Origin of the sequence: Nesterenkonia sp. PF2B19, assembly GCF_001758425.2 — a bacterium.
GTDB lineage: Bacteria > Actinomycetota > Actinomycetes > Actinomycetales > Micrococcaceae > Nesterenkonia > Nesterenkonia aethiopica.
Window position 1 is genome coordinate 24919 of the sequence record NZ_MDSS02000016.1, and the last position, 12691, is coordinate 37609.

6 protein-coding genes, 1 tRNA gene and 3 pseudogenes are annotated in these 12691 nt (G+C 70.6%); 3 read left to right on the forward strand and 7 right to left on the reverse strand.

Going from position 1 to position 12691, the window contains the following annotated elements:
* Window positions 1-106: 106 nt before the first annotated feature.
* Together BCY76_RS06690 and putP are read left to right on the forward strand one after the other, a co-directional pair.
* A pseudogene (locus BCY76_RS06690) lies at window positions 107-594 on the forward strand (hotdog fold thioesterase).
* Between the two features lie 69 nt (window positions 595-663).
* Window positions 664-2200, forward strand: a pseudogene (putP, locus tag BCY76_RS06695) (sodium/proline symporter PutP); the annotation flags it as partial.
* A gap of 368 nt (window positions 2201-2568) precedes the next feature.
* Here putP and BCY76_RS20670 read toward each other — a convergent pair.
* Both BCY76_RS20670 and BCY76_RS06705 read right to left on the reverse strand, forming a co-directional pair.
* A pseudogene (locus BCY76_RS20670) lies at window positions 2569-3459 on the reverse strand (glycosyltransferase); the annotation flags it as partial.
* A 55-nt stretch (window positions 3460-3514) separates the two neighbouring features.
* A tRNA-Gly gene (locus BCY76_RS06705) sits at window positions 3515-3588 on the reverse strand.
* A gap of 110 nt (window positions 3589-3698) precedes the next feature.
* Here BCY76_RS06705 and BCY76_RS06710 point away from each other — a divergent pair.
* Window positions 3699-7100 carry a glycosyltransferase family 2 protein gene (locus BCY76_RS06710; protein WP_085437399.1) on the forward strand — a complete coding sequence of 1134 codons (3402 nt, stop codon included), beginning with the start codon at window positions 3699-3701 and terminating at the stop codon, window positions 7098-7100.
* On the opposite strand, the gene BCY76_RS19055 is transcribed toward BCY76_RS06710, so the two are convergent.
* From BCY76_RS19055 to rpmF, 5 genes are all read right to left on the reverse strand, one after another.
* Entirely contained in the window at window positions 7066-9288 is a 2223-nt protein-coding gene (locus tag BCY76_RS19055; RefSeq protein ID WP_237090016.1) for a glycosyltransferase, read from the reverse strand. The two genes, BCY76_RS06710 and BCY76_RS19055, sit on opposite strands and share 35 nt — an antisense overlap.
* The gene (locus tag BCY76_RS06720) at window positions 9263-10531 is read right to left on the reverse strand and encodes an LCP family protein (RefSeq protein WP_085437401.1); all 1269 of its coding nucleotides are present in this window, start codon (window positions 10529-10531) and stop codon (window positions 9263-9265) included. The genes BCY76_RS19055 and BCY76_RS06720 overlap by 26 nt, the downstream gene beginning before the upstream one ends.
* Window positions 10532-10651: 120 nt before the next feature.
* A complete protein-coding gene (gene mutM / locus BCY76_RS06725; RefSeq protein ID WP_070161043.1) occupies window positions 10652-11710 on the reverse strand; it encodes a bifunctional DNA-formamidopyrimidine glycosylase/DNA-(apurinic or apyrimidinic site) lyase in 1059 nt (352 codons plus the stop codon).
* Between the two features lie 19 nt (window positions 11711-11729).
* Complete coding sequence (gene rnc / locus BCY76_RS06730) at window positions 11730-12428, reverse strand: ribonuclease III (protein ID WP_237090013.1); 699 nt, start codon at window positions 12426-12428, stop codon at window positions 11730-11732.
* 53 nt (window positions 12429-12481) lie between these two features.
* Window positions 12482-12685, reverse strand: coding sequence for a 50S ribosomal protein L32 (rpmF, locus tag BCY76_RS06735; RefSeq protein WP_070161041.1), 204 nt, complete (start codon window positions 12683-12685; stop codon window positions 12482-12484).
* Window positions 12686-12691: the final 6 nt, after the last annotated feature.

The window sequence follows — 12691 nt, forward strand, 5'->3', positions numbered from 1 at the left end:
ACGGCTGGGGGCTGGCTTCACTCTTCGGGCTCACAGTGCAACTCTAGTGGGCATGAGTGGAGATTTCACCGCCGGCGCCGCGCCTGCCGGCAGCGCCGAGACACACATGGCCCCCGTGCCCAGCCGCCTGCCCGATGAGGCCGAGCGGACCGCCCTCCTGCAGGCCGCCGGAGTCCCGGAGCACCTGCACGGTCTGATGGGACCCCACGGGGTCGCCCCGCTGGGTCGGAAGATGGGGCTGCACTTCGAGGAGATGACCCCGGAGAGGGTGGTCGCCACGCTGCCGGTGGCCGGCAACGAGCAGAACATGGGGCTCTTCCACGGTGGGGCTCACATGGTCCTCGCCGAGACGCTGGGGTCTCTGGCGGCGATCCTGCATGTGCGGCTCACCCTGGGCCTGCCGAACGCGGTGGTGGGCACCGAGCTGGGCGCCACCCACCACCGGGCGTCACCGACGGCGTGGTGACCGGGACGTGCACTCCCATCACCCTGGGACGCACGCTGACCTCGCATGAGATCGTCATGCGGGATGAGCAGGGTCGGCGGCTGTCCACTGCCCGGATGACGAACATCATCCTCACGCCGCGGGACTGATCGCCGCCGCGGCTCCGCCCGCGCGGCGCTGTTCGGTGAGACAGGTCACCGGGTGCGATACTCGCCCCTATGATCGAGACCGCGAACACCACAGTCCAGCTGGTGGCGGTGATCCTGTACTTCGCGTGCATGGTCGCCATCGGGTACTACGCGTACCGCCGCACCACGGACCTCACCGACTACATGCTCGCCGGGCGGAACCTCCGGCCCTCCACGGCCGCCCTGTCCGCCGGTGCCTCCGACATGTCCGGCTGGCTCATGATGGGGCTTCCCGGCGCCATCTATGCCCGCGGGCTCGTCGAGGCGTGGATCGCCATCGGGCTCACCATCGGTGCCTGGCTGAACTGGAAGTTCGTGGCACCGCGCCTGCGCGCCTACACGGAGGTCGCCAGCAACTCCATCACCATCCCCAGCTTCCTGGAGGCCCGCTTCCGCACCGGCAACCACGCGCTGCGGATCATCGCCGGGCTCATCATCCTGGCGTTCTTCATCTTCTACGTGTCCTCCGGTCTGGTCGCCGGCGGACAGTTCTTCACCGTGGCCTTCGGGCTGGACTACCTGCAGGGCATGCTCATCGTCGCCGGCGTCACGGTGGTCTACACACTGGTGGGCGGCTTCCTCGGCGCCTCACTGACGGATGTGGTCCAGGGGACGATGATGTTCCTGGGCCTGCTGCTGGTGCCGCTGTTCGCCGTGGTGGTCCTCGGTGGCGTCGGCGAACGTGGGCTCCGGGGTGTCGGCGGCGGACGCCGTGCAGGCCACCGCGGCCGGCGCCGAGGTGGATCGGATGAGCTTCCTGGCGGGCGCCTCCGTCCTGGGCATCATCTCCGCGGCCGCCTGGGGTCTGGGGTACTTCGGCCAGCCGCACATCATCGTCCGCTTCATGGCCATGCGCTCGGCCGCCGACGCTCCGGCGGCCCGCCGCATCGGCATCGGCTGGATGGCCCTGGCCGGCGCGGGGGCCATCTTCACCGGACTGGTGGGCATCGCCTACTTCCACGGTGAAGGCGTGGACCTGACCCAGGACGGCCGGGAGGAGCAGGTCTTCCTGCTGCTCTCGCAGGCGCTGTTCCATCCGTTCGTCGCCGCGCTGCTGCTCGCCGCGGTGCTGGCGGCCGTGATGTCCACGATCTCATCCCAACTGGTGGTCTGCTCCTCCGCCCTGGTGGAGGACATCTACCTGTCGTTCGGCCGCACCACCAGCAGAGGCCAGCAGCTGATGCTGGGCCGCGGCGCGGTCCTGTCGGTCGCGATCGTCGCCACGCTGCTGGCCCTGGACACCGACTCCACGATCCTGGATCTGGTCGGCTTCGCCTGGGCGGGCTTCGGCGCCGCCTTCGGGCCGGTCATCCTGCTGAGCCTGTACTGGCGCCGCCTGACCATGGCCGGTGCGCTGGCCGCGATGATCACCGGGGCGGTCACCGTGGGCATCTGGGGCAACGTCGACGCGCTGTCCGGGTTCCTCTACGAGATCGTCCCCGGCTTCGTGCTGGCCACGCTGGCCGCCTGGGTCATCTCCCGGCTCACCTGGCGTGAGGACGACGCCGCCGCTGAGGTCGCAGCCGAGTTCGACGCGATGCTGGAGGCCTCTGGGGCCCGCACGCCGCACGCTGATCCCGCCTGCCGGGGCCGCTCAGCGGCTGCCGGCCTTCCTGGGCGCCCGGCGGGCGTCCAGGAAGGCCAGGATCGCCGCCTCCATCGCCTCCGCGTGTCGCTCCGCGGTGTACCGGTCCCGGATAATCTCGAGTCCTCGGGCACCCATGCGCCGCAGACCGGCTGGGTCATCGACGAGCTCCTGCAGGACCTGCCGCAGCGACTCCGGATCTCCGCTGCGGTAGAGCCGTCCGGTCTCGCCGTCGATGACCGCTTCGATCTCCGGAGACGAGTCCGGGTTGCCGTCCTCCGCCACCACGGGCACACCCAGCTGAGCGCCTGGGTGACGTTGAGGCCCGCGCCGCCGATGGACACCGCGGCGTCGGCGCGTGCGTAGAGCTGACGCAACGTGGGCAGGTCGTAGACCGCACCCAGGAACTCCGCGTCGACGCCGGCCTCGACGAATCGTCGCTCCAGGCGGGGACGCTCGACGCCGTCTCCGACCACCAGGACACGAGGACGCGCCGCGGCGGGCATGAGCTCCAGGGCCTCGGCCAGCGTGTCCAGACGGTGCCGGGTGGTGAGTCGGGAGCTGTAGATCAGAGTGGGTCGGCGCGGCGCCTCGGGCGCGCCGACGGCGTCCTGCGGGTCGGCGTCCTGCTGGTCGGCGGCGTGCGGGTCGGCGTCAGCAGGTGCAGCGGCGATCTGGTCCTCCGCGTAGATGCTGTTGTAGACCACGGCGATCTTCTCCGCGGGGACCCCGTAGGAGACGCCCAGCTCGCGGGCCCGGTCGCCGTAGACCAGCAGACCGTCGCACAGCGCGTAGAAGGCCAGACGCAGCCGACGTTTCAGCCCGGCTTCGGGACGCTTCCAGCCGTGCCCCCACAGCAGCACCGTCCGCCCGGTGAGCTTGCCGGCGAGCATCGCGGCCCAGGCCGAGAGCGTATAGATCCGTCCCGCCAGGACGTAGACGTCGTGGCGGCCGGAGAGCACGTCCCGCACCTGGCCGCGTTCCCACCACAGCTCGCCCCAGGAGAGGAAGCGTAGCGGGGTGACCTGAGCCAGCAGCTCCTCCGAGGCGGACTGGATACGGTCGGCCGCCGTGCCCTCGGAGTTGCGGTACCGTCCCACGAGGTCGACATCGAGGCGGGTGCTGGCAAGCAGACGGCGCAGCAGCGGTTCCCGGTAGTGCGAGACGGTCGGCTGGACGACGAGGAAGACCTTCGGCGGCGAATCCTGCTCCCGCGACGTTCGACGACCGGGGACTCGCATGCACGCTCCTCGTTGGAGACCGAGAGGGGAACTCGAGGGAACCTCAGAGCAGAGTTGGAGGGGATGACGGGAATCGAACCCGCGTCGTCGGTTTGGAAGACCGAAGCTTTACCATTAAGCTACATCCCCGTTCGCGACCGTCGTCGCAACGATCACCCAGCTTAGCAATGCGCTCCGCTGAGGCCAAAACCGACGCGCCGCCACCGATCCCGGCGCGTGTCGGGATACCCTCGACAGTGATGAGTTCAGAGCTTCCCCGCCCCGAGGAGCAGCATCCGACGGAGCAGCCTCCCGAGGATTCCACCTCGGCGAGCCTGATCACCGCCGCCTCCGCGCATGACGACGCCGCCGCCGCCTTGGCGCGCACCCGTCGCCCTGAGATCTGGGCCCCGCTGGCCCAGGCCCATGGCCGCCGGGCCTCGGCCATGCGTGCCCGTGCCGCCGAGCAGGACCCTGCCGACACGCCGATCACCGAGTCGGCCCAGTCCCGCGCCACGGCTCGCCGCGCCATCGAGGAGGCTCTCGAGGCGGCCGCCGCCCTGCCCTCGCCGGAGGAGGGCGCCACCCGGCCGCGGCTCCGACTGAGGATCGGCATCATCTGTGACCGGTTCCTGTTCGACACCTTCTCAGGGATCGCCGAGCTCATCCCGCTGACTCCCACCACGTGGCGGCGTCACCTGCATGACGTGGACGTGCTCCTGGTGGCGGCCACCTGGCGCGGCCATGACGGCAGCTCCTGGGACGTGACGGGTGCGCAGGCGCGCAGACGGCGCCGGCTGCTCACCGAGACCCTCATCCCGGCCTACCGCCGAGCCGGTGTGCCCACGGTCTACTACGGCAAGGAGGATCCGCCGGACTACCGGCAGTTCCTCGACGTCGCCCGCGCCTGTGAGCACATCCTCACCACGGCCGCCGAGATGGTCGAGTCCTACCAGCACGACTGCCCCGGGGCGCGCAGCATCGAGGTGATGCCCTTCGCGGTCAACCCGCTGCTGCACTCCCCCCTCGGATCCCGGCCCGCCGCGGGGGAACCGAACTGGTCCTCGGCCCGCCGCCCGGTCCTGTTCGCCGGCTCCTGGATGGGCCGGAAGTACCCGGAGCGGGCCGCCTACGCGCGCTGGATCTTCGACGGCGTGCTCCAGGCCGGTCGTCCGCTGGCCGTGGTGGACCGCTATCACGACGTCGAGGTGCCGACCCCCAACCAGCTCCTCCCCTATGAGTACTGGCCCTACCGCGTGCCCGCGATCGACCATCGCCGGCTCATGGATCTGCAGAGGGTCACCGACGTCGCGATCAATCTGAACTCCGTGCTGGCCAGCCAGACCATGTTCGCCAACCGGGCGCTCGAGCTCCAGGCGGCGAGCACCCTGGTCCTCTCGACCTACAATCAGGGTCTGAACTCCTACCATCCGCAGGTGCGCATCGCGAACTCCGCGACGGAGGTGGCGGCCTCGCTGCGGGATCTGGACCTGGAGACCCTCCGCCGGGCGCAGGGGGACGGCGTCCGCCAGGTGTTCCTCGAGAACCACGGCGCTGACCTGCTGGCGCGGCTGGCCCGCATCGTCGGCCTCACTGTGGAGCTGCCCGGTGAACGGGTGCTCGCGGTGGCCGAAGCCCCCACCGAGCAGCTGCGCACGGACTTCGCGACTCAGAGCCGCGGCGCGGTCGACGTGGTCAGCTGGGAGGAGCTCCCGCAGCGGGCCGCCGAGGCCGAGATCCTGCTGCCGGTCTCCCCCGCCCGACGCTACGACCCCGAGTACGTGGCCGACCACACCGCCGCGCTGAGATTCCAGTCTGCGGGCCTGACCGTCAAGCTCGACGGCGATGCCGCCTCCACCGATCCTCTCGCCCACCGCCACCACCGCTTCGACCTGCTGGGTGGGCAGGCCGGCGCGCTCGAACTCGCAGCCGTGCATCGCCCCGCGGACCGCATCGCGGAGGGATCGCTGTCCCGCCGAGCTCTGACCGGGCCCCAGCAGCTGGCCTCCGCCCTGCAGGACGAACGTGCCTACGCGCTCGACCACCTTCAGCATCGGGTCCATCCGCAGTCGACCGTCCAGCCCCGGACGGACAGGCGCCAGGCAGATCGACTCCACTCCCTGGAGGTCTCAGCCTCGGACGAGGAGCCGGCGCTCAAGGAGCGGACGCCCGAGGGTGACAGTCTGGCGGCGGCCCGGCGGATGTTCCGCAGCACGGCCGAGGACCATGCCCTGCAGCTGGCGGTCATCGTGCCCATCTACAACAACGGACACCATCTGCGGCACAAGGCCTTCGCCTCGCTGCGGCGATCGGCCTCCTTCGAGCAGATGCATGTGCTGCTCATCGACGACGGGTCCACCGACGGCACCACCGCGGCGGTGGTCGACGAACTGGCCCGCACCTACCCGAACGTCTCCGCGTTCCATCACGCTCCCGGCGGATCCGGCTCCGCCTCCCGGCCCCGCAACACCGGGCTGGAGCTGACGTTCACGCCGTTCGTGACCTACCTGGATCCCGACGACGAGCAGCACGAAGACGGCTACATCCACCTCATGGAGCGCCTCCACGAGGCCGAGGAGGCCGACTTCGCCCTCGGCACCCAGATCACCTGGACCCACCGACGCACCGTGCTGGACGTGCACCGGTGGCTCAACGCCGGCATCCCCGAGGTCGACGGTCTTCGCCGCCCCGAGGCGGGGTCCCTGCGGGCGGTGAAGTTCCGGCCCGCCAGCATCGAAGGACTGGTGGCCCGGACGTACTGGCTCAAGAGTCTGGGCCTCACCCAGCCGGTGGGCGCCACCGGCCAGGACACCTTCTTCTTCCAGCAGATGCTGCACCACACCAAGGCCTACGTGGCGGCGCCGGACCCGGTCTACGTGTACTACGGCGCCGTGGACACTTCGATCGTCAATGTGGTGACTCCCAAGTATTTCCGGAAGTATCAGATCCTGGAGGCCGCGCGCGCGGCTTGGCTGCGCGAGACCGGCCTCATGCAGGACTACCTGGAGACCCGGTTCGAGCACTTCCTGGTCACCTGGTACCTGTGGAAGCTGACGCGTGTCGCCCCGGTGCATCGCCGCGAGGCCGAAGAGATCCTCCGCCAGATCATCATGGAGTACGTCCCCGATCCCTGGTCCCACCGGTGGCGCTCCCCCAAGGCGCTGCGCTTCTTCGGGCTGGCCAACCCGCAGCAGGTCCTCCGGGGGCGTCTCCCAGCCCCGGCGGCGCTGCGCCCGGCGCTCGGCGCGGCCCGGGACCGTCTGCGCGCGGAGGCCTCCGCGAAGGTCGGCTCCTTCAAAGGCTCCCCGCCCGGGCGTGCCCTAGGCGCGGTCTACCGGCGCACGATCAAGCCGGAGCCGACGGCGCAGCTCGCCATGATGGCCGACCTTCGGGAGGACCAGCGCAGGCTCGAGGCCGCCGACGGACCGTGGGAGTCGGTGATGGCCGCCGAAGATGCCGTGGACCGAGCCCTGCAGAGCCCGGCCGCGCGGGAGTCCGTGCCACAGGACCCCGCGGCCCGGAACTCCGCGACACAGGACACGGAGACACAGGACACCGCAGCGCAGGATCCGTCCCCCCAGCGCCCAGCGACACACGCCGTCGCTCCGCAGGACACGGCCGAGGAGCTCAGCGAGCGTACTCCTCGCGGGCGCGCCCGGTGACGGCCTGGACCATCCCGACTCCCTCGCGCAGCCACAGGCTGTCCTGATAGGTCACAGACTGACCCCGCAGACGCCTCAGCGCCACGCGGCCGGCGCCCAGCCCGATGCGGGCCACGGCCTCGCCGGTGATCCGGGCGGCCGACTTCCCGGCCTTGACGGCCTTCTTCGCCCGGACATGTCCGGCGCGCACTCCGCGCGCGCGCATCCACTCGCGGGTGGCGCGCTCCGGAGGAACGTCCTCCTCCACGACGGCCTCGGCGCACCACCAGCTGGTGGCGCCGGCGGCCTGAATGCGACCGAAGAGCTCGGAGTCCTCCCCGCCGCTGAAGTTGAAGTCCTCGTCGAACCGGAACGCCGGCTCACCGGTGAACCAGTCCGCACGGACCAGCACATTGTTGGTGGCGGGTCGATACCTCCACGGTCCGGTGGGGAAATCGATGCGGCGGATGAAGCCCTCACCGGCAGCCTCTGCGGGAGCACCTGCCGGCAGCACGGAGCGCACCGGACCGGAGACCGTGTCCGCTCCTGACCGATCTGCGGTGCGCACCAGCGCCGCGAGCCAGTCCGGATGGGCCCGCTCGTCGTCGTCGAGGAACACGACGGCATCCGCATCGTCCGGCAGCGCGTCGAGAGCCGCATTGCGCGCCGCCGCGATCCCGGGACGTGGCTGGTGCACCCACCTGGCCTCGGGCCAGAGGCGCCGGACCGTCTCCTCGGAGCCGCCGTCCGGATCGTTGTCCACCACCAGCAGATGCGGCCTCTGCGGTGCCCGCTGGGCCTGCAGGGACGTCAGGAGCTCGGCCAGCAGATCGTTGCGCCGATAGGTGCACACAGAGATCCACAGCCGGTCCCAGTCGATCGGGCCGCGCGCGCTGCGAGCTCGCGGGTCGACCGTCTCGGCGGTGTCTCCGACGAGGTCGGAGAGCAGTCCGGCGTAGCGGCGACCGAGGCCGGGCAGATCCGCGTGCTGGGCCACCCAGCGACGCCCGCTCCGGGAGATCGGGGTGGAGGCCGGGTCCCGGGCCAGGTCCGTGAAGGTCGCCGCCAGCCGGTCGGCGCGATCAGCGGTCCGAGGGCAGGAGCCGGCGTCGGCGTCGGCGCCGTCGAGCACAGCGTCATCGTCCACAGCGTCATCGAGCACCGTGACGTTGTCTGCCTGCCGCAGGATCTCGGCGGCCTCCCCGGTCACCGCGGCGGTGATGTGCTTGCCGAGACCGAGCAGCTCGAAGGTCTTCGAAGGCACCGTCCAGGCGAAGGAGGCCCAGTCGGTGCGCAGGCTCACCAGCAGCGTGTCCGCCCAGCGGCAGTGCTCCCACACGGCCTCGCCGTGGCAGGGATCATGGAATTCGATGGCCGGGCAGTCGCCGGCCCGCTCCTGCAGCCGCGGCTTCTGAGTCCCGGAGCCGATGAGGCGCAGCGTCACCGTGACCTCTCCGGCGGCGTGCACCGCGCGAACGGCGTCGATCACGGACTCCAGGGCCTGGCTCTCTCCATGATTGCCCAGGTAGGCGACCCGCAGGCTGCCGGGCTCCCGCTCGCGGTGCTCCAGGGACGGGACGCCGTCGAGATCCACACCGTTGCTGACCGTGGCCACCCGCTCCACGCCCCGCTCTGCCAGGCGTCGGGCGAAGCCCTGCGTCACCGTGACCACCAGGTCCGCGTCGCGCTGCACCCCGGTGACCACAGTCTCCATCAGTCGTCCGGCAGGCCCGGCGCGGACACCGGCCTCGCGGGCCAGCTCCGGCCACGCATCCCGCATGTCCACCACCAGCGGCACTCCCCGCAGGCGTGCCGCCGCCCAGCCCGCACAGATCACCGGCAGGGCGGGCACCGTGGCCACGACGACGTCGGGGCGGCGCGCCATCAGGGCCCGCGGTGCCATCAGCAATGAGGCGACGGCGTCGGAGGCGAACCTCCCCATCCGCGAGTTCGGCAGCAGGACGCGTGGGAGCCGCAGGACCCGCTCCCCGGCCGGCCGGACGCGGCCGACCGGGGCGGCTCCCCTGCCGGGCCGCGATCCGGGGTGAGCCGCGGGTCCGGAGAGGGGGTGACGACGTCGACGTCCCACCCCTCCTCCACCAAGGACGCGGTGAGTCGCTGCCAGCGTCGCTGCGGCGGCGTGGATTCGGGCCAATAGGAATGGGTGAGCAGCTGCAGGCGCCTCACGGCTGAGTGACCTCCGCCCCATCCTCGGCGAGGCCCTCCGCCGACTCCTCTTCGGTGAGCTCACCCTGCCCCGGCTCCTGGTCCTGCATCGGGTCCACCGTGAGGTCCTCGGGCGCGTCCTGCTCCTCCTGGGAATCCAGGTACTCCAAGAAGCCGTCCATGTTCTCCTGGCGCAGTGAGCGGCTCAGCAGCTCGAGGGCCTCCTCATCCTTGAGCAGGACCTGCGCTCCGCCGGAGGTCACGGTCGGCTCGCCGGTGGGGATGGTGAACATGTGGATGTCCTGGGACCGCAGGTCCCGCAGCTGGATCGCGTAGTCCACCGCGGTGCCGGAGTCCAGTCCTTCGTCCATCCAGAGGTACGGGACGATGCTGTTGACGGCGTCGGAGATCCGCTGCGGGCTGGTCAGGGTGTCCGCGCTCAGGAAGCGGTCGACGATCGCCTGGACCACACGCTGCTGGTTCTGCACGCGCATGAAGTCGCCCTCGAGGAACGACTTGCGCTCACGCACATAGCGCAGCGCGTCCGACCCTTCGAGACGGATGGTGCCCTCCGGGTAGAAGGAGGGGTTGAGCTGGCCCGCGGAGAACGCGACCGGGTTGTCCACGTAGACACCCTCCAGCGCGGTGGTCAGCTCCTCGAAGCCGTCGAAGTCGATGATCCCGATGTGGTCGATATGGGTGTCGAGCAGCTCCTCGACGGTGTCGATCACCAGCTCGTAGCCCCCGGCGTCGAGGGCCGAGTTGATGCGGCCCTCTCCATGCCCGGGGACGTCCACCCAGAGATCCCGGACGATCGACATGACGTAGACCCCGGAGCGGTCGGCCGGGATGTGGACGAACATCATGGTGTCCGAGCGTTCCCCGTCCTCCCCCTTGACCTCCGCCAGGTCGAGGCCCTCGCCACGGCTGTCGGAACCCAGCAGCAGCATGTTGATCACGCCGTCGTTGGTGCGGTCGGCGGTCTCGTCCTCCAGGTCCATCTGCAGCACGTTGCGGTTCTCGTCGAAGTCGGTCTGCAGCTGACGCAGATAGAGCCCGGCGGCGACCACCGCCACGACGACCACTGCGGTCACGGCGACCAACGACCAGCCGGCGATCCGGCGGCGCCGGCGTCGTCGCGTCCGCTTCTCGTCCGAGGCGTCGGCCGACGGGCGGGTCGGCGCAGCCTCGGATGCGGAGGCGGCCGACGCAGCGGTCTCGCTGAGCCGCTTGGCCCGGCGGGGCCGGTGAGGCTGCCGCCCTGCGGCGGAGTCATGGTCGGCCACGGGGCCTCCCCTCGGAACGGAACGATCGGACGATCGGCGAGCCGGTGCGCACGCCGCAGAGCCGCGGAACGACCTGCCGCCCCGCGACCATCCCAGCCATGCTAGCGGACCGCAGGAGAGTCACCAGCGTCCGCGCCGAGGTCTGGGCTGGCATGTGGGGCACCAGTAGGAGGATCGCCCCATGAAGGCTGTGCGCCGGATCACGGCCTCGCGGGGCGTTCCAGCGCATCGGGGACAGGGCCGGCCCTCCTGACCGTAGGCCGCCAGGGACCGGTCGAAGTATCCCGAGGCACCGTTGACGTTGACGTAGAGCGCATCGAAGCTCGTCCCTCCGGCGGCCAGCGCCTCCTCCATGACCTCGCGGGCGGCGGCCAGGACACGGCCAGCTTCAGCCCGGGTGATGGTCTCGGTGCGCCGGGCGAAATGCAGCCGCGCTCTCCAGAGCGCCTCGTCCGCGTAGATGTTGCCGATCCCGGAGATCAGCGTCTGGTCCAGCAGCGAGCGCTTGAGCCCGGAACGCCGGCGTCGAAGTGCCCGGAACAGCCTCTCTGCCGCGGTCCCCTCCGCCGCCGGCCCCTCCGAGGACACCAGGTCCTCGAACGGGTCCGGAGCGATGTGGACCACCGGAGCAGGGACGGCTCCGGTCGAGTGGTCGGCCGGCACGAGAGGGCTGACCTGCATACCGCCGAAGATCCGCTGGTCCACGAAGCGCAGCTGCTCGGGAGCCCCGGCACGGGGGCTGAGGTCCAACGAGATCTTCAGGTGCTTCTCCACGGGAGCGTCGCGGTCCTCGACCAGGACCTGGCCGCTCATCCCCAGATGCACCAGCAGCGCGGAGGGCTGTTCCTCCGCCACAGGGACGGCAGGGCGGGCGGTGGCCGTGGAGGCGGCGTCCTGCGACGTCGAGGGACCCTCGTCGGCCGGCGACGGCCCGAGCGGGATCCACAGGTACTTGCCGCGCCGCTGCGGAGTCTCCAGCAACCGCCCCACGAGCCGGGTACGGAAATCCTCTCCGAGGGGAGGCGGTGTGGCGACTGCGGACTCCGGTCCTGCGGGGATCCGCGGCTCGTGCCGTCGGAGGCTGCGCTCGTCGTGGACGTCGACGGCGGTGATCACCCGGCCAGTCGCCCAGTCGGCGATCCCGCGTCGGACGACCTCGACCTCAGGAAGCTCCGGCATGGCGTTCGGGTCCGAAGGGTCAGCGGTCCAGGACGGCGCGCAGCACGTCGTCGCCGTCGGAGCCGGTGGACAGCGTCGAAGCGGTCAGGCGGGCGGCCTCCCGCTCGGCCTCCTTCTTGGACTTGCCGGTGCCGGAGGCGTACGACTCGCCGCCGATGGTCAGCGTGGCTGTGAACGTCTTGTCATGGTCGGGGCCGGAATCCTCGATCACGTAGCGGACCTCGCCCAAGTCACGCTGCGCCGAGATCTCCTGGATGGTGGTCTTCCAGTCCTTGCCGGCGCTCATGGCCTGGGCGTCGGAGAGCAGCGGCACCACCAGTCGCAGCACGAGGCGCCGCGCGGTCTCGAAGGAGGTCGAGAGGTAGGCGGCTCCGATGAGCGCCTCCATGGTGTCCGCGAGGATGGAGTCCTTGTCCTGTCCCCCGGTCCGCAGCTCGCCGGTTCCGAGACTGATGTGCGGGCCGACGTCGTGGCCTCGGGCGATGCGCGCCAGCGCCCGGGTGCTCACCAGCGCAGAGCGCAGCTTGGCCAGGTCACCTTCGGAGAGGTCCGGATACGTCCGGAACAGATAGTCGGTGACGGCATAGCCCAGCACCGAGTCGCCCAGGAACTCGAGGCGCTCGTTCGTGGGGATCCCGTCGTTCTCGTAGGCGTAGGACCGGTGCGTCAGGGCACAGCGAAGAGTCTCGGGGGCGATGTGCACCCCGAGACTCTTCACCAGTGATTCATGGTCGTCCGCTCCGACGGGACCGTCGGAAGGAGCCGCCGAGGTCACGCGTCGGCGACCTTGCGACCCTTGTACTCGTAGAACAGCGGGGTGCCGGCCGAGTCGGTCACGAGCTTGGCCTGGTGCGGCTGGCTGTAGACGACACGACCGTTCTCGACCGTCTTGACCAGCGTCGGTGCCTGGGCCTTCCACTGCGAACGACGGTGACGGGTGTTGGCACGGGACTTCTTCCGCTTCGGAACAGCCACGGTGTC